We start from the raw sequence: 17,172 nt of genomic DNA on the forward strand, positions 1-17,172 counted from the left end.
GTGATTCGGAGGTTGCCGGTGGGTGGGGGGTAGAACCGCGCAGCGCTTAGTCTCGGCCTAGGGCGGCGGCTCGTTCTGCTTTCTCAGCCTTTTTGATCCGCCGTTCGGCCATCTCCTTGCCGGCTCTGGCTGCGGCTTGGACTTGCGGGTTGGTGGCCGCCTTTTCCTGCTCTTCGAAGGCTTTGGTCCAGCGGGCCCAGTATTCCTGGCCGTAGCCATAGAACGCATGAGGGCCTGAATGAATCGTCGCCCGGGCTACTTCCTCTGGAGAGAACCCCTTGCTTAGGGCTTGCTCCGCTAGAGCCAGCCAAGTCTGCTTCGGCAGGCCGCCGAGAGGCCTAAGGTGCAAGCTTTCCAAGCGCTTCTGATCGAGAAGAGCCTCGTAGACCTCGGGGGCCTCCTCCACGATTCCCTGCACCAGCTGGGTCCATGGATAGCGATCCGGCATGACCCTCAGCAGCCCGACCCGCTGAGCAGGGGAGAGAACCGAGAGCGCTCCCTCGAAGAGCTTCAGAGAGCTGGGCCTCCACCGTTCATCGTCTTTGAGCCTGGCCCGTAGCCAAGCTTCGGCCAACCGGGGCTCTTTCGTCAGAATGCGGCGAAGTCCGTAGGCAGAATCCTCGCCTAGTGGAATGCTCCCTTCGAAACCTCCAGTCTCAGAAGCACGATCATAGACCGGCCCCTTCGCTTCAAGAATGGCCCTCCGCCAATCTTCAAGAAGCTCCTCGGGGACTTCTCCCTCCGGCTCCCGACTCCAGAGACCAATGGCCGTTGCCAGTGCTAACGAATTGTCGTCCTGATCGAGGCAGAAACGGACGACTTCTTCGGATGCCTTTCCGACCTGGATCAGCCCTTCTACCACGTGGGGATGTCTAACCGCTTCACTCAGCAACCGATCCAAGAGCTGCTGCGACAGGTTAGGAGCCTGCAGCCCCAAGCGCAGTGCCTCCGCTCGATATTGATCCTCATCGAGTAGCCGCTCCAACAGCTGCTCCCTCTCTTCATCGTCTCCCTCGACGATCCGCTGGAGAAAGGGCCTGAGCAGATCCACAGGGAGCTCTTCCTCTAGGAATTGCTCAATCCAGAGCAGTGGCTTTTCAATCTGAGTCGCCAGCTCGGCAGCGAGTTCGGTGGTCAGGCGGGGCCATCGGCGCCCTACGCTCTCAGCCTCGACTTCGTAGGTCGCCAATTCCTCTGCAACTTCGTCTGGCTGTCTGTACCGCCAATCTTCTGCGAGCATCTTGAGTTGCAAGGGCCGATCCGACTCACTCTGCTCTTCGTCCCGGTAGTACATATCCCCCGGAAACAGCAGGTCGAATGTCTCCACGGGAGAATCGGCAGGAGAAACCAGTTCTAGGTCAATTTCCGCGGCAAGGTATCGAAGATCTGATCGGACACCAGGCCCCAATTCCTCCACTTGCCACAGATCATGAATCATCCTCTGGGCCAGTTCTTGGATCACTTGTGCATGCTCGTCGCTAGGCGCGTGATCCGGGACCACAGCCTCGGGCTGAATCCACTGCCAGAGTAATACCTTTAGATCCTGCCAGAGCTCATTAGGGATGGGATCGAAGAGCTGCTTGCCAAACTGTTGCCACAGTCCGCCCAGCTCCTTGACCTCCCTGGAGGACAAGGGCCTCCATCTAACGTTTAGCACCTCCTGGGACCCAGCTCCCCGACTAAAATCTTCGATTTCAAGTGTGAACGCGCTAAGAGTAGCCTGGAAGGCAACCAATTCGTTGCTGCCGTCCTTCCTACGGTAAGCGTCGACCTGCTCCAGAATTTGCCTTCTTCTCTGGATGAACTCTCCCAACCTCACTCCTCCAATTTGCTTGGCCCAATCGTCTAGGACCCGCAGAGGGTGATAAGGATATGAATGCAACTGCCCAGGTGCGGGGACAGCCTCTAGTAAGAGCTGTTGGATTGTGATCGTAGGGTCACCCCAGTCGAGCGAAGCTGCAATCTCTCCCAACCTAGGCCCTGGGAGGTTCGACACGACCCATTTAGTATGTTGCGGCATGGCCAACATGCCTTGCCAGGCCACTGGACTGCCAGACTGCCGCACTTGCTCTCGAAGCAGGCTGTGTTCGACTGAGACTCCCGAGCGAGCAGCCAAGACAAGTGTCTCAGCGACGCTCGGAAGCGAAGGCGCCATTTGCAGAAAGGGTTTGATCGGGAGATCAAGAGCATCCCCGCGAAAGAAAACCGACTTTAACAGCGCTACCCGTAGCGACCGCGGCCAAACTGAGAGCCGCTCCCTCCCGACTCGAAGAACGCCTCCTGACCCAAGCCTTCCACAGAGTTCTTGCATTTCCGTCGGGCTTAGTTCTAAGCAGCTGGTGACGGCCTCCATGGACATGCCCACGTCCCCGCCAACAGCGAATCCGGCCAGAACTTGTGGCACAAGCTTCTCTTTGACCGCGCCCCTAAGCCTGGCCAGCGTAGCCTCCCGCAAAGCGTCTCCATCGACCACACTTTGCCACTCTCCCGCCAGCCAGAGTTGGCTGATAAGAACCGCCAATCCAGGCCGGTTGTCCGCCTCGGTGACCAACCAGCGCAGACTGCTGTCATCCGCTACCACTCCAAGGTTTCGGTAGACCGTGAGGATCTCGTCCCGGGTCAGCAACTCGAGACTTCGAGTCTCTATCTGGGAGCCGTCCTCTTGGAGTGGTGGTCGGACCTGGTCTTCATACCCCGGCCAGCAGGTAGCCACCAACTCAAATTCGGCCCCGCTTTCCCGTCGAGCCCGGATGAGCTGTTCGAGTAGCTCCAGTCGAAAATGAGCATCATCGAGAATGATCACCGCCGGCTGCTGCTCGCGCCAGGTGTCGAGAATGCGCTCAGCCGAATCAGAAGCGGCGAAGAGTCCCCAACCCTCTCGGGTCAGGTAGTAGAGCAGGTAGCTCTTCCCCGAGCCCGGCTGGCCGCTGAGGATGCGATCTCCTGAAGAATTCTGGAGCCACTCCAGATCCTCCTCTCGCCCAACCAGCTCGATCTCCACGTGCCTGCGGGTGGAAGGTGGATACACGGAGAGCGCCGGAAGGGCGCCCGAAACGTCTAGCAGATCCTTGCGCCAAGGAGGGTTCCAATACAGCAGCTGAGCCACTGCCTCGCGCTCGTAGATCTGCTCCAGTCGAAAACCCAGCTCCTTGGCTCGATTTCGGAGGTTCGATTGGCGTCTGGGAGTCAGTGCTTGCGAGGTCGCCAGGACCGCCTTGGAAACCTCTGGAAAGCGCTTCTTGGCTTGCTTGAGGTTCCGTTTCAGATTGCCACTAACGTCCTGACCGATGGTGGAGACCAATGGGTACGGCTCGCCTGCCTTGTCGAGCATGGCCCCGTCGTAGCCAAAGTCTCCCCCCCCACGGACCGGCACCAAGCCCGGATAGACCTCACTCAGAAGATCCGCCATGCAGTCCTCGAACTGCTGGCCGCGATCTCGGGGTAGCTCGTCCAGAGCCTTCAGGATGGCCTGGTAGACAGGATCTCGGGCAGGAGGCACGTCAGTCCCTCCGAACTTCGGCGAACCAGGTCTCCAAGAGTCCCGAAAGATCCTTGTCCCGGTGATAGCCCCGGCGGTCGATGAGGACGAGAGAGCGGCGAGCGAGGTCGAGGTCGGAGGCAGTGACCGTGGCGAGAAGGGCTTTGGCATCCACCTCGTCCTGGGGCCGGCTGGCGAGCACCTTGAGGGCGATGAGGTGGCCCTTGCGGGCAACAGGAACGGGAATCCCTGGGAAGATCTCCATCGCCTCGGCGGAGCCAGCGATCTCCGGTTCGATCCCGGAGGAAGCGAACATCAAATCGACCAGAACCAAATCCCCGAGACGCCCCGGCGCGATCAACCGCAAGGCCATCATTCGCCCGGTATCCCGGTGCTCCAGCACCCCATCTTCCTTGAATTGATATCCCCGCGCTTCGAGAGTCCGGGCAAGATCCTCGGCCTGAGCATCTCCGTCGATGGCAATCACAACATCCACGTCGCGGGTGGTGCGAGGATCGATGTAGGCAGCGATGGCCAAGCCCCCAACCAATGCCCAGGAGAGCTGGAGCCGGTCGAGCTCGCTACGGATATGGCCGAGGGCGGCGGCGAGGCGTCTCATGGGGAATCGAGCGCCCTCCGACGGACCCAATCCCCTTCGATCTGCTGGTCTCTCTTGCAGAACCAATCGTCGAGGAGCTGCTCGATTTCATCGGAGGTGGCCGCGGGATTCCGGCGGCGGAGATTTTGCCGCATGATCTGCTCCGCGGCGTCGGAAAGCTCGAGGGCCAGACGGATTCCTTCAGCTTTCAGGTCGATATCGGAACTCATACCGAAATTCTAGCGCGGCCCCGAGAGCTACCGGAGGGTTAGTTGAGAAGGACCTTCCCCAAGAAACAAGCAGCTATCCGCCACCAACAAAAACAGCACGAAATTTCTCGGCGGTTCCAGAAGCGAGCGGCGGGCTAGGCGCCAAAAGGCGCCATGCCGGCAGGAGAATTCAGTCCTTCGAAGCCCGAGCCTCCAACTCCCCCAGGAATTCATGGATCCCCTGATCCAGCCGGCGGCGGTCGTCGTGGCGTTCTTGGGCGTGGTGAACTAGGTGGCGAACGAGGTCGGGGCGGGGGATGCCGGAGAGCTCCCAGAGGCGGGGGTACATGGAGATGGCGGTGAAGCCGGGGAGGGTGTTGATCTCGTTGACGTAGCAGCGGTGGGTGCCGTCGGGGGCCTCCTCTACCAGGAAGTCGACCCTCGCCAGGCCGCTGCCACCCACTGCGGCGTAGGCTTCGATGGCGAGAGCCTGAAGCTCCTCCTGGAGGCCCGAGGGCAAGTCGGCGGGGGCGAGGAGCTGGGCTTTGCCGTCGAGGTATTTGTCAGCGTAGTCGTAGAAGTCACCGCCGGCGACGATCTCGCCGATCACCGAGGCGCGCAGCTGACGGTGGCCGAGGACGGCGCATTCGAGCTCGCGGCCCTGGACGCCGCGCTCCACCAGGACGCGGTCGGAGAATCGGAAGGCGAAGGCCAGGGCGTCGGCGACTTGGGAGCGCTCGGCGACTTTGCGCACGCCGACACTGGAGCCGCCGGTGGCGGGCTTGACGAAGAGGGGCAGGGGGACGTCCGCCAGCTGCGCAACCCAAGCTGCCGAGTCCCCCTCGAATTGATGACGGCTGAAGGCGCGGTACTCCACCACCGGCACGCCGGCGTGCTCTAACACGTTCTTGCACAGGACCTTGTCCATGGAGACGGCGCTGGCGGGGACGTCGGCGCCAACGTAGGGCAGGTCGAGCATTTCCGCCAGGCCCTGAAGGGCGCCGTCCTCCCCCCAGCTGCCGTGGACGATGGGAAAGAGCACCTGAGCACCGCTCTCCACCAGGTGACGGATGCTGGAGAGGATGGAGCCGGTGGCGGCGGGGAGCTCGTCGATGTCTCCAGCGAGCGCCGGCGCGGAGACCTCCGGCGGCAGCCAGCGGCCGTCGGGATCGATGCCCAGGGGCACCACCTCGAAGCCCGCCTCGGCGAGGGCCGCCGCCACGGTGTGGGCGGAGTCAACGGACACGCGGTGCTCGGCGCTCCGGCCGCCGAAGACCAGTCCTACGCGGGATATCTCGCTCGCCATGCTCGGGCTCCTTCCCCAGATCGGTTTGCCGGACCGGGGAGCGAACAGTCTCCTCGGCGCCGGTCCTCAGAGGCTTATTGTGCCGACAACGAGGGGCGAAAGAAAGCCGGGATCAGGGCGTGCCCAGATCCACCACTTTCGCTTCCAGCACCTCCGGCATGGCGGCCTGAAGGTTGTCTCCAAGCTCCTGGGAGACCACGCCGTCGAGGCGTAGAGCAGCCACGGCGTACTGCCCTGGCTCCCGGGCCAGGTGGATGTCGGCGATATTGACACCGGCCTCGCCCAGGAAGGTCCCGAGCTTGCCCACGACCCCCGGCACGTCGTGGTTGCGCAGCACCAGGAGCTGGCCTTCGGGACGGAATTCGAGCCGCAAACCCCGGAAGTAGACGACCCGCGCGTCGCGCTCGCCGAAGACCGTGCCTTGAATGTCCACCGAGCCGTCCGGCCCCTCCACTCGCACTCCGAGGAGATGAGTGTATTCCTCGTGGCGCTGGTTGATCACCCGCTGCAATTTGATGCCGCGGGCGGCGGCGGCGTGCTCGGCGTTGACGTAGTTGACGCCCTCGGCCATAGACGGGGTGAGCACGCCCTTCAAAGCCGCGACCCCCAGGGGATGGTGCAGCTTCTCGTCGATGTCCCAGAAGACCACTTTCACCTGCTGCACTTTGCCGCCGAGGAGGAAGGAGCCGAGCTTGCCCAGCTGCTGTCCCAGGCCCAGCAGCAGCTCGCCGCGGGTGCCGGCGGAACGGAAGGGCAGGTTGACGGCGGTGATGGCCAACGAGCCGTCCAGTGCCTTGAGCACCATCTCGGCGGTGTCGCTGGCGATGCGCAGCTGGGCCTCGCGGGTCTGGGCACCGATGTGGGGGGTGGCCACCACGTTGGGATGACGGGCGAGGGTGAAGTCGGTGACCGGCTCGTTGGAGTAGACGTCGAGGCCGGCGCCGGCCAGATAACCTTCTTCCAGCAGCTCCAGGAGCGCCGTCTCGTCCACCGTGCCGCCGCGGCCACAATTGATGAGCATGGCTCCGCGCTTCATTTGCCGCAGCCGCTCGGCGTTGAGCAGGTTGCGGGTCTGGGGGGTGAGGGGCGTGTGGAGGGTGACCACGTCGGAACGCTTCAAGAGCTCCTCCAGCGGCAGGGCCTCCACCTCTTCCCGCCGCGCCACCGCCTCATCGAGGTAGGGGTCGTAGGCGAGGACCTTCATCTCGAAGGCCCGCGCTCGCCGGGCCACCCGCTGGCCGATGCGGCCGAAGCCCACGACGCCCAGGGTTTTGCCCTGCAGCTCGGTGCCGACGAAGCTCTTGCGGTCCCAGGTACCGCTCTTCATGGAAGCGTCCGCCGGCGGCACTTTGCGCGCCAGGGCCAGCAGCAGAGCGAAGGTATGCTCCGTCGCCGACATCATGTTGGCGGTGGGGGCGTTGACCACCAGGATGCCGCGCTCGGTAGCCGCTTCCACGTCCACATTGTCGACGCCGATGCCGGCTCGGCCCACCACCCGGAGCTTCTTGCCTTCCGCCAGCACGTCGGCGGTGACCTTGGTGCCGCTGCGCACCACCAGGGCATCGTATTCCGGCAACATCTCCTTCAGCCGGGGTTTTTCCTCCGGCGTCATCAGGTGCACGTGGGCGCCGCTGGCGCGCAGGCGCTCGACGCCGGAAGCGTCCAGGGGATCGGAAATCAGAATGGAAACCACGATGAGTACCTCTTGTCGGGAGTTGATCGGAAAAAGCTAGGGAAACAAAAGGTCTATGACGATTCGAGAATCTGGTCCATGACGGCGAAGAGGGCTTCCAGGTCCGCGGGCTGCACGTCCCCCATATGACCAATGCGGAAGGTCTCTCCTTTCCACTGGCCGTAACCGGAGGCGACGGTGTAGCCGCGCTCCGCCAGCTGCGCCACCCATTGGGGTGCGCTCAGGGGCGTGCTCGAGGACGACGGGGGCCGCAGGCAGGTGACGGTCCAGGAACGAGCCCCCGCCTCGGCGGCGCAGCCAAAGTTCCGGGCCTCGGCCCACTCCAGGGTCTGCTGTTGCATCCGCCGGTGGCGCTGCCAGCGCTCCTCTACCCCTTCGTCCAAGAGGCGCCGCAGCTGGAAGTCGAGGGCGTAGACCAGGGAGACCACCGGTGTGGTGATGGGGCCGTGGCCGCGATGTCTGTCCCGGTAGCGTAAAACGTCGGTGTAGAAGCCGCGGCGGGGCACGCTCTCGGCCTGGCGGGCGGCACGCTCGGAGAGAGTAAAGAGGACCAGTCCCGGCGGCAGAGCCATGGCCTTCTGTACCCCGGCCAGGGCGATGTCCACGCCCCAAGCATCGGTCTCGAAGGGCGCTCCCCCGAGGGAGGAGACGCAATCCACCAAGAGGAGAGCGTCGCTCTCTTCCCGCACCACTCGGGAGATCTCCTCCACCGGGTTGACCACGCCGGTAGAAGTCTCGTTGTGCACCAGGGTGACGGCCTCGTACTGGCCCCGTCCCGAGCTGTTGCGCCGAAGGGCGGCGCGTACCAGCTCCGGATCGACGGCCCGCCCCCAGGGCACGGCCACCCGATCCGCCTCCAGACCGTGTAGCTGGCAGACCTCGTGCCAACGTTCGGAGAAAGCCCCACTGGTGAGGTTGAGCACCCGCTTCTGCACCGTCGAAACCACCGCCGCCTCCATCACCAACGTGGCGCTGGAAGAAGCCATGAAGACGTCGCCGGAGGTGCGGAAGAGCTGTGGCAGGCCTTCCTCCAACCGCTGGTAGATCTCCTGGAAGCCAGCGGAGCGATGGCCCATCACCGGACCGGTGAGGGCCTGGCGCACGTCTTCCCGTACATAAGCCGGGCCGGGGAGGAAGAATTGGATGCGTTCGGGAGCCATGATCGGAGAGCTCAACGGTACGGGAAAGCGTCGATAAAGCCTCTATGCCGCATTGTGGCATCGCTTGCCGCGGCGGGTCAACGGAGGGGCGGAAGGTCGTGAGTTGGGCTGAGCTGGCTCGGGCCTCGGCGCTGCTGGCCGACGCAGACTAGCGAGCGGTCTCGGCGCGCAGAGAACTCGCTACGCTCAAACAGCTCTGCGCGTTTTTCCGCGACCGCTCGTGTCTGCGCCGGGCGCCTCGGAGTCCTCGCTCAGCTCAGCCCAACTCACGACCAATGGTCCTCTCAACATTGAAGCCACTTACGCTTGTCGTCCAAGTGGGGAGAGGCCAGGCGGAATCTCGAGACCACAGCTTTTCAACTCCACGGCCGAGGCTTGCGGAGCCGGGCGACCAGCTCCTCGGTGGTGAGGGCCAAAGCGGTGCCGTCGAGCGAGGAGACGACCCAATGACCAGCACCGCGATTCTCGTCGAGTCGCAGGCTCGGCACGGGGGCCTCGCCACGGATCAGCACCAGGACGCAGCCGCGGAAATGCTCCCGCAGCAGATCCTCCAGCACCGCCGGCCCGCGGCGAGGCTTCACCGTCACCGTGCGGCCGGGCTCGGCCGAGACCGCTCGTAGGGCCCCGGAACCGGCAGCCTGCTCCAGCGCCGGTGGCAAAGGAGTGGGGTCGTCGAGGGTGCTCGGAAGCTCCAGCCAGCCCATGCGCAGGCCGGCGGCGGCGGCGGTGTCGAAGAGGGGCTGGAAATGCTCCGGATCCACTTCGACCCGCAACTGATGGACGCGCTTCATGGCTGGACTTTCTGAGCAGAGCGGCCTTGCCGCGGGTAGAGATAAATCTCCGCGCACCGCCGGCGGAAGGCTTCCTCGTCGGCGGGCCAGGAGTCGATCCAGGCTTGCAGCTCGGCCTTGCTCTCGGAGGATGGCCCTTCCAAGGCCTGGCGAAGCCGGGGGCCGCCGGCGAGAAGATCGATGGCGGCGCGATCGGAAACGAATTCATAGGGCTTCGAGCGCCAGCGGAAAGCCTCCGGCGCGACCTCCCGCAGCGCCGCCAGCAGCTCCACCCCGGTGCGGTAGGCGCGGAAAGCCCCGGCGTCGGTGACCAGGATCTCCACTCCCCCGCAGACCTCGCCGGCATGCTTCTGGAATTGCGGCCGGAAGTAGGTGGGCAGAAAGCGTACTCCCGGGAGTTCAGCGGCGGTGAGCCGCTGCACCAGGGCCACCGGATCCACTCCCGGCGCCCCTGTCAGCTGAAACGGCCGGGTGGTGCCGCGGCCCTCGGAGACCTCCGTCGCCTCCACCAGACAGCCGCCGGGGTAGATCCGGGCGATGTCCAGGGTCGGCATGTTGGGGGACGGCGCTACCCACGGCAAGCCGGTCTCCAACCAGGTCATGGACGGCCGCCAGCCTTCCATGGACCAGATCCGCAGGGCGTCTTCGAAGCCACCCTCGGAGCTCTCAGAACGAGCTTCCAGCAGCACGATCTCCCCCAAGGTCAAACCGTGGCGCACGGGGATGGGGAAGGCGCTGACGAAGCTCTCGTAGCCGGGTTCCGGCAGGTTGCCTTCCACCACCTCACCGCCCAGGGGATTGGGGCGGTCCAGCAGCCAGACTTCACAGCCGACCCGGGCAGCGGCTTCGGCGGCCCAAACGGCGGTGGCGGCGTAGGTGTAGTAGCGGCTGCCGATGTCCTGGAGATCCACCACCAGCAGATCGAGGCCTTCGAAGGCTGACGGATCTGGGCGCAGGGAGCCCTCGTCGTCGCCGTAGAGGGAGACCACCGGCAGTCCGGTCCAGGGATCCTCGCCGCCGGCAGCGGCCACCATGTCCTGTTCGACGCCGTAGTACCCGTGCTCCGGCGCCATCAGCGCCGCCGGCGGGTGACCGCTGGCGGCGAGGGCGAGGTGTGCGGGGCGAAGATCGGCGGTTACAGACGCTCCGTGGGCAAGCAGAGCGTAGCGCCGGCCGGCGAGCTCGGAGCTGCGGGCCAGGAGCGCTTCGAGACCGGTGATCACCCCATTCCGGCTAGTGACGCCTCGGCTCATGACTCTTTGGAGCGGTCCCAATCGCCGCTGCGGCCGCCGCTCTTGCGCTCCAGCTGGAGGTCCGTCACCACCGCTCCCCGCTCGATGGCCTTGACCATGTCGTAGAGCGCCAGCGCCGCCGTGGAGCAAGCTACGAGAGCCTCCATCTCGGCGCCGGTACGGCCGGTGACCACCACCTCGCTGCGCACCCGGACTCCATCCTCCACCGCCTCGATCTCCACTTCCACCCGGTCCAGGGGCAGAGTGTGGGCCAGGGGAATCAGCTCGTCGGTGCGCTTGGCCGCCTGGATACCGGCCAGCCGCGCCACCGCGTAGGCGTCGCCTTTGGGCAGCTCCGCCAATCCGGCGACGGTCTCCGCCGACAGCAGAACCCGGCAGGACGCTGCCGCCACCCGGCGGGTCACCGCCTTGGCGGACACGTCCACCATGTGGGCTTCACCGTGGGCGTCGAGATGGCTGAAGGGGGTCTGAGTCATGGTCTCTCCCAACTCTGGGTTTCCGGCGTTGGGCACGAAGCTCCGCATCTTAGCAGGGTCGGGCAGCCGAGCTCTCGGCCCACGGAATCGTCTGCAGCGTGCCTGAAAGCGGCCACCATCTAAAAAGCCGGCCGCCCCATTGGGACGACCGGCAAGCTCAGAGGAGCCGGCCCAGATTCTCAGGGCCCGGCTCTTCGAGTCCTCCTGCCCCCATTCCGCGGTGCAGGACTGTTGGTGGGCGATTCTAGACGGCAAGACTCCGCCGGATGCCGGCCGGTCCCCTCGGCCACTGCTGCCCGGTCTCTCGAGTCGAGGAGACGGAGGGGCTCAGAGCAAGGGAGGCGGCGGAGGCGACAACGCCGGGGGCGTCCTCGCACACCGCTCACCGAGCACCGACATCAGACGTCAACAGATCCGGTATCGCTGGTCCTGGAAGAGGATAGGGGGATGCAACCTAGAAGGGAGGCAAAAGAGAGAGTCTAGAAGGTCAACTTACTCGTTGACGGCTTCCTTCAGCTCCTTGCCGGCCTTGAACTTCACCTGGTTGCTGGCAGGAATGGTCATGCTCGCACCGGTAGCGGGGTTGCGGCCCTGACGCTCGGCGCGGTGGGAAATGCTGAAGCTACCGAAGCCGGGAACGGAGACCCGCTCGCCATCGGCCAGGGTGTCGGTGATGACCTCGAAGATCGCGTCGAAGGTCTCGGCGGCCTGCTTCTTGGTGAGATCATCCACAGAATCGACAACAGCATCCACAATGTCAGCTTTACCAGCCATACTTTTTCTCCTTGTTGTTGGGTCTATGTCGGTTTCGACAGGGGGCAAAGATACGGGATCGGCAATACACGTGTCAACACAAACACCCGCGCTTTCCGCCCTGATTACAGGGTTTTCCGCCGCTGGAGCACGTGTACGGTAAAACCGTCGTGATCACCGCCGGGTAGCACGCGCCAGAAACCCGGCCCGGCAACCCAGCGCACCAAGGGTGCCTCCAGAACCTCTTCCAGAGGCAACGGTGCGAACTCCGAATTCTTATTCAAGAACCGTTCCACCACCGCCTCGTTCTCTTCTTGCTCCAGCGAGCAGGTGATGGCCACCAACAAGCCGCCGGGCTTCACCAGTGGGGCCATGGCCCGCATCATGCGCCGACCCTGGCGGGAGAGTCGACCGATCTCGCGCTCGCTGATGCGCCATTTGAGCTCCGGGTTCTTGCGCAGCGTGCCGGTGCCACAGCAGGGCAAGTCCAGAACCACGCGGTCGAAGAGCGGCTCCCCGGCGGCGGGGAAAGCCTTGGCGTTGGCCGTCAGCGTCGGCAGGTCGAGCCCCAGACGCTGGAGGTTGGAGCGCAATTGGAAGGTCCGGGCCGGTGAGACGTCAGAGAGTGTCAAGCGTACTTCGGGCTGCTGGGCCTTGAGGGCGAAGCTCTTGCCCCCCGGCGCCGCGGCGGCGTCGAGGATGCGCTCGCCGGCCCGAGGCGGCGGCAGCAGTGCGGCGATCTGACTGATCTCGTCCTGAATGTAAAAACAGCCGCGGCGGAACGCCTGGGTGTTGAAAGGATTACCCCGGCGCACCGTCACTCCTACCGGTGAGAGAGCCGAGGGCTCCACCTCGATCCCTTCGTCGATGAGGGTCTCCGCCAGCACCTCGCGGCCGCCGAGGTGACGGAAGGCCAGGAGCTGCAGGGGTTTGGGTCGGTTGTTGGCGACCAGCAGCTCGCGGGTACGAGTCTCTCCCAGCCGCTCCATCCAGCGCTCCACCAAGACGTCCGGGTGGCTGTACTCGATGGCAAGCCGGCGCACCGGATCCTGCTCCCGCACCGGCCACTCGTCAAGGGACGGGCTGCGGGCGATGCGCCGCAGCACCGCGTTGACGAAGCTGGCGGCGCCGCGGTGGGTCAGGCAGTGGGCTTGCTCCACCGCCTCGTGGACCGCCGCATGAGCGGGAATGCGGTCGAGGAAGAGAAGCTGGTAGACCGCCACCCTCAGGGGAGCGTGGAGCACGTCCTCGATGTCGTCGAAGCTGCGGCTGCTGGCGTCGGTGATCACCTGGTCGATGCGCCGCAGCCAGCGCAGGGTGCCGAAGACGAGCTCCCGCAGGAGCGCCTGATCGCGCTCGTCGTAGCGCTCCAGCACCGTCGCCAGGAAGGAGTCCGTAGGGGCCAGGGAGGCGAGGGTACGCTCCACCACCCAGGCCGCCGCAACGCGCACGTTGTCCTGGGGCGAGCGGCGGATGGTCATCCGCCGCCGACGCCCGGAATCACCGCCGCCGGCGTTGGAACGGCCGGGGCGGGCCGCGGGTACGCGTCGCCTCGCCATGATCTTGAGTCCTCTGCTGGCCATCAGCCGAAGCGCTGGCCCGGCTCCAGGCGCTCTCCATTGACGAATTGCCGGGCCGTCAGCGCCTTGCGCCCCGGGCGTTGCAGGGATCCCACACCGAGCACGGTGCCGCTGCCACAGCGCACCGCCATCCGGTCTCCCACCAGGCCGAGATAGGTACCCGGAGCGGCGGCCTCTCCTGAAGAGACACCTTCCGGTGCTTCCTCTCCGGACACTACGGAAGCTTCCAGGATTTTCACCGGCTGGTCTCCGAGGGTGGCGTGGAGACCGGGCCAGGGGGTGAAAGCGCGGGACCGCAACCACAGGTCCCGGGCGCTCGAATTCCAGTCGATGCGGCCGTCGTCCTTCTGGATGCGCGGAGCGTAGGAAGCCAGGGCCGAGTCCTGAGGAGTCGGCACCAGAGTCTCTTCTTCCAAGGCCTCGAGGGTGCGGATCATCAACTCGGCGCCGAGTTCCGCCAGCCGCAGCGACAGGGTCTCCGCCGTGTCGCTGTCGGCGATGGGGGTGGATTCTCGCAAGAGCACCGGTCCGGTGTCCAGGCCCTTCTCCATCACCATGGTGCACACCCCGGTGATGGCATCCCCAGCGGCCAGGGCCGCCTGGATGGGGGCGGCGCCGCGATGGGCGGGAAGCAGGGAGGCGTGGATGTTGATGCAGCCGTGCACGGGGAGCTCCAGCAAAGGCTTGGGGAAGATCTGTCCGAAGGCGATGACGATGGCCAGATCCGGCTTCAGCGCCGCCATCTGGTCGAGAAAATCCGGTGCCTTGACCTTCGGCGGTTGGAGCACCGGCAGGCCCAGCGTTTCCGCCCGCAGCGCCACCGGCGGCTGCTGCAACTTGCGCCCCCGGCCGGCGCGCCGCGGCGGCTGGGTGATCACCCTCAGCGGCCGCCGATCCGCCGCTACCAGGGCATCCAGGGTAGGCACCGCGAACTCGGGGGTTCCGAAGAAGAGAATGCGGTCCACGGCGGTCATGAGAGGACTCTAGCACGCGGCCCGGAGGGCTCTCAGACCTCCTGGGCGGCGTCGATCTCCTCGAAGAAGTCGGGTTTGACCAGCACATCCCGGGGCTTGCTGCCCTGGGGTGGCCCCAGCAGGCCGTCGCGCTCCATCATGTCGATGAGCCGGGCGGCCCGGGAGAAGCCCACCCGCATGCGCCGCTGGAGGAAGGAGGCCGAGGCCTGGCCCTCGGAAACCACCAGCCGGGCCGCCTCGTCGTAGAGCTCGTCGCCGTCGTCGTCGCCGCCGCCGGCACCGCTGCTGGAGCTGGAGCTGGTGTCCTTGAGCACCTCCGGATCGAGCTGGGGCTTGCCCTGCTTCTTGAGCCAGCGCACCAGACCGGCGGTCTCCGCCTCGGTGATGTAGGCGCCGTGGAGACGCACGGTGCGCGAGGTGCCCGGGGCCATGAACAACATGTCGCCCTTGCCCAGAAGCTTCTCCGATCCCACCTGGTCGAGGATGGTGCGGGAGTCGTGGCGGGTGGTGGTGGCGAAGGCCAGCCGGCAGGGGAAATTGGCCTTGATGGTGCCGGTGAGCACGTCCACTGACGGCCGCTGGGTAGCGATAATCAGGTGAATGCCCACCGCCCGCGCCATCTGCGCCAGCCGGGCAATACAGGTCTCCACCTCCGAGGAGGCCACCATCATCAGATCCGCCAGCTCGTCGATGATGATGACGTAATACGGCATGGGCTGGAGGTCCTCGGTCTGGACGTCCATCTCGTCGTCGTCGCTCAGAGCCAGCCGCTCCTGCACCTGGGGATCGCGGATCACCTGATTGTAATAGGCGATGGAGCGAACGTGCACCTCCGCCAGCAGGCGATAGCGGCGTTCCATCTCCCCCACCGCCCAGCGCAGGGCGTTGGCAGCCTTCTTGGGGTCCACCACCACCTCGGTCTTGAGGTGCGGGATGTCGGCGTAGACCCCCAGCTCCACTCGCTTGGGGTCGATGAAGATGAACTGCACGTCCTCGCGGCGGGATTTGTACAGGATCGAGGTGATCATGGACTGCAGGCCCACGGACTTACCGGCACCGGTGGCGCCGGCCACCAGCAGGTGGGGCATGGTCGCCAGGTCGGCGTAGTAGGGCTCGCCGCCGATGTCGGTGCCCAGGGCCATGGTCAGCACCGAGCCCGCCTTGTCGAATTCTTGACGTGCGATGAGACCGCCGAGGCGGATGATGGAGCGATCCTTGTTGGGCACCTCGATACCCAGGGTCGAGCGCCCGGGGATGCGGTCGATGCGCACCGCCTCCGCCTTGAGGGCCAGGGCCAAGTCGTCCTGGAGGTTGACGATCTGGCTGACCTTCACCCCCGGCGCCGGCTGGAACTCGTAGACCGTCACCACCGGCCCCGGGTGGATGCCCACCACGTTGCCCTCGACACCGAATTCCTGACAGCGGCTGCGAATGGCCTCACCGAGGCGGATCAGGGCGTCCTCGTCGACTTTGCTGCTGCCGTCTTCCATGCGCAGCAGATTGACCGGCGGCAGCGCCCCGTCGCCGTCCCCGGCGGGGAATTCGAAGCTCTTCTGCGGAACCCCGGAGGCGGAGCTCTTGGCGGGGCTCTTGCCGCCGGAGGCGCTGGCGGCAGGGGCCTTCACCGGCGGCGCCTCGTCGTCCCGGGTTGGCTCGCCCTTCACCCGGCGCACGGCGAAGCCGCCCGAGCCCTTGCGCTCGGTGACCCGCGGCGGCGGAGCCTCCACCGCCGGCACCGCCTCCTCCACCGCTTCTTCCAGCCGCTTGCGCTGCTTCTCCGCCACCCGCTCCATCTGCTTGGCCCGCTCGCGGCCCCGGGCTTCTTTGTCTCGCCGCTCCTTGCGCCGCTCCCAGGCCAGACGCACCGACTCCCAGCCACCGGCCAGGCGCTCCCGCAGCACCCCCAGGATGTCCGCCAGAGTGCTCTGCACCATCAGCGTCGCACCGATGACCACCCCCGCCAGCAGCAGCACCAGGGTGCCCACGAAGCTCAGCTGGGAGGCCAGTCCCTGGTAGATGAGGGTGCCGAAACCACCCCCCGCCTCCAGCTCGCCGCCGCGCCAGGTGATGGCGCCGAGAAGCTGCTGCAGCACCGCCGGCAGAGTCGCCAGCAGGATCAGAACGCCGACGCCCCGGCCCAGGGCATGCTCGTGGAGCTGGGTGCGCACCCGCCGCCAGCCGGCGAGCATCAGCAGCGCCGGTGCCAGCAAGCAGGTGATACCGAAGAGGTTGAAGAGCACCGCCGCCACCTGCGCCCCCACCGGCCCGACCCAATTGCGCACCGGAGCATCATCGAAGGGCGGCTGGTGGAAAACGCTGGGGTCGTTGACGTGGAAGCTGACCAGCGCCAGTCCCAAGAGCACGCTGACGGTGAGCAAGGTCAGGCCGAAGAGCTCATTGCCCTTCTCCTTGGGCAGCCGCAGCCGCACGACTCCGGTAGAGCTCTTGCTCTTGCCCGCAGCCTTGGAGCTGCTTTTTTGACTCTTCGAACGGCTCTTGGCGTTGCTCTTGGGGGAGCTTTTTGTGATGACGGCCGACACGTTTCCTCGGATCTCGAATGGGGTCCGCTGGGAGTTGCCGCGCACGGCCCACCCCCAAAGCTTCAAGCGTTACCTCAGGGTTACGCCGCTAAATATCCATGAATTCTAACACTTTAAGGGGTTAGCTCGCGAACGGCAGCAGTCAGGCGGAGGAAATCTTCCAGTCCCAGCTGCTCCGCCCGCCGGCCACCATCGATGCCCGCCCGGGCCAACACCGCCGCCGCCGTTTCCTTGCCCCAGCCGGCCCCGAGGGAGTTGCGCAAAGTCTTGCGTCGCTGCGCGAAGGCCAGGTTGACGGTGTGCCGAAACTGCTCCATCTGCTCCGGCGGCAGCGGCGGTGGCCGCAGCTCGAAGCCGACGA

General features: G+C 65.5%; 14 protein-coding genes. All 14 read right to left on the bottom strand.

The features are described from left to right. Window positions 1-46 precede the first annotated feature (46 nt). Window positions 47-3,499 (bottom strand): hypothetical protein, encoded by a 3,453-nt coding sequence (locus SX243_18815; protein MDY7095031.1) that lies wholly within the window; start codon window positions 3,497-3,499, stop codon window positions 47-49. 1 nt (window position 3,500) lies between these two features. Beyond that, the gene (locus SX243_18820; GenBank protein ID MDY7095032.1) at window positions 3,501-4,097 is read right to left on the bottom strand and encodes a nucleotidyl transferase AbiEii/AbiGii toxin family protein; all 597 of its coding nucleotides are present in this window, start codon (window positions 4,095-4,097) and stop codon (window positions 3,501-3,503) included. Further along, window positions 4,094-4,306, bottom strand: a complete 213-nt coding sequence (locus SX243_18825) for a hypothetical protein (GenBank protein MDY7095033.1) — start codon at window positions 4,304-4,306, stop codon at window positions 4,094-4,096. Before SX243_18825 ends, SX243_18820 begins: the two co-directional genes overlap by 4 nt. A 169-nt stretch (window positions 4,307-4,475) precedes the next feature. After that, window positions 4,476-5,591: a D-alanine--D-alanine ligase family protein gene (locus tag SX243_18830; protein MDY7095034.1), complete on the bottom strand. Its 1,116-nt coding sequence runs from the start codon at window positions 5,589-5,591 to the stop codon at window positions 4,476-4,478. A 112-nt stretch (window positions 5,592-5,703) separates the two neighbouring features. Beyond that, entirely contained in the window at window positions 5,704-7,284 is a 1,581-nt protein-coding gene (gene serA, locus SX243_18835; protein MDY7095035.1) for a phosphoglycerate dehydrogenase, read from the bottom strand. Between the two features lie 53 nt (window positions 7,285-7,337). Then, window positions 7,338-8,444: an alanine--glyoxylate aminotransferase family protein gene (locus SX243_18840; GenBank protein ID MDY7095036.1), complete on the bottom strand. Its 1,107-nt coding sequence runs from the start codon at window positions 8,442-8,444 to the stop codon at window positions 7,338-7,340. A gap of 356 nt (window positions 8,445-8,800) precedes the next feature. Further along, window positions 8,801-9,235 carry a hypothetical protein gene (locus tag SX243_18845; protein ID MDY7095037.1) on the bottom strand — a complete coding sequence of 145 codons (435 nt, stop codon included), beginning with the start codon at window positions 9,233-9,235 and terminating at the stop codon, window positions 8,801-8,803. Then, window positions 9,232-10,488 (bottom strand): DUF1343 domain-containing protein, encoded by a 1,257-nt coding sequence (locus SX243_18850; GenBank protein ID MDY7095038.1) that lies wholly within the window; start codon window positions 10,486-10,488, stop codon window positions 9,232-9,234. The genes SX243_18845 and SX243_18850 overlap by 4 nt, the downstream gene beginning before the upstream one ends. Beyond that, window positions 10,485-10,964, bottom strand: coding sequence for a cyclic pyranopterin monophosphate synthase MoaC (gene moaC, locus SX243_18855; protein MDY7095039.1), 480 nt, complete (start codon window positions 10,962-10,964; stop codon window positions 10,485-10,487). Before moaC ends, SX243_18850 begins: the two co-directional genes overlap by 4 nt. A 492-nt stretch (window positions 10,965-11,456) precedes the next feature. Further along, window positions 11,457-11,738, bottom strand: a complete 282-nt coding sequence (locus SX243_18860; protein MDY7095040.1) for an HU family DNA-binding protein — start codon at window positions 11,736-11,738, stop codon at window positions 11,457-11,459. A gap of 104 nt (window positions 11,739-11,842) precedes the next feature. Next, complete coding sequence (locus SX243_18865) at window positions 11,843-13,276, bottom strand: transcription antitermination factor NusB (protein ID MDY7095041.1); 1,434 nt, start codon at window positions 13,274-13,276, stop codon at window positions 11,843-11,845. A gap of 23 nt (window positions 13,277-13,299) precedes the next feature. Further along, window positions 13,300-14,271, bottom strand: coding sequence for a methionyl-tRNA formyltransferase (gene fmt, locus SX243_18870; protein ID MDY7095042.1), 972 nt, complete (start codon window positions 14,269-14,271; stop codon window positions 13,300-13,302). 32 nt (window positions 14,272-14,303) lie between these two features. After that, the gene (locus SX243_18875) at window positions 14,304-16,811 is read right to left on the bottom strand and encodes a DNA translocase FtsK 4TM domain-containing protein (protein MDY7095043.1); all 2,508 of its coding nucleotides are present in this window, start codon (window positions 16,809-16,811) and stop codon (window positions 14,304-14,306) included. 113 nt (window positions 16,812-16,924) lie between these two features. Next, the coding region (locus SX243_18880; protein ID MDY7095044.1) for a hypothetical protein at window positions 16,925-17,172 on the bottom strand (248 nt) is incomplete at its 5' end.

Source organism: Acidobacteriota bacterium (assembly GCA_034211275.1).
Lineage (GTDB): Bacteria > Acidobacteriota > Thermoanaerobaculia > Multivoradales > JAHZIX01 > JAGQSE01.

Coding starts and splice junctions, on each gene's coding strand:
- SX243_18820 (MDY7095032.1), bottom strand. CDS start 4,097: ATGAGACGCCTCGCCGCCGCCCTCGGCCATATCCGTAGCGAGCTCGAC.
- SX243_18825 (MDY7095033.1), bottom strand. CDS start 4,306: ATGAGTTCCGATATCGACCTGAAAGCTGAAGGAATCCGTCTGGCCCTC.
- SX243_18830 (MDY7095034.1), bottom strand. CDS start 5,591: ATGGCGAGCGAGATATCCCGCGTAGGACTGGTCTTCGGCGGCCGGAGC.
- SX243_18840 (MDY7095036.1), bottom strand. CDS start 8,444: ATGGCTCCCGAACGCATCCAATTCTTCCTCCCCGGCCCGGCTTATGTA.
- SX243_18845 (MDY7095037.1), bottom strand. CDS start 9,235: ATGAAGCGCGTCCATCAGTTGCGGGTCGAAGTGGATCCGGAGCATTTC.
- SX243_18850 (MDY7095038.1), bottom strand. CDS start 10,488: ATGAGCCGAGGCGTCACTAGCCGGAATGGGGTGATCACCGGTCTCGAA.
- moaC (MDY7095039.1), bottom strand. CDS start 10,964: ATGACTCAGACCCCCTTCAGCCATCTCGACGCCCACGGTGAAGCCCAC.
- SX243_18860 (MDY7095040.1), bottom strand. CDS start 11,738: ATGGCTGGTAAAGCTGACATTGTGGATGCTGTTGTCGATTCTGTGGAT.
- SX243_18865 (MDY7095041.1), bottom strand. CDS start 13,276: ATGGCGAGGCGACGCGTACCCGCGGCCCGCCCCGGCCGTTCCAACGCC.
- fmt (MDY7095042.1), bottom strand. CDS start 14,271: ATGACCGCCGTGGACCGCATTCTCTTCTTCGGAACCCCCGAGTTCGCG.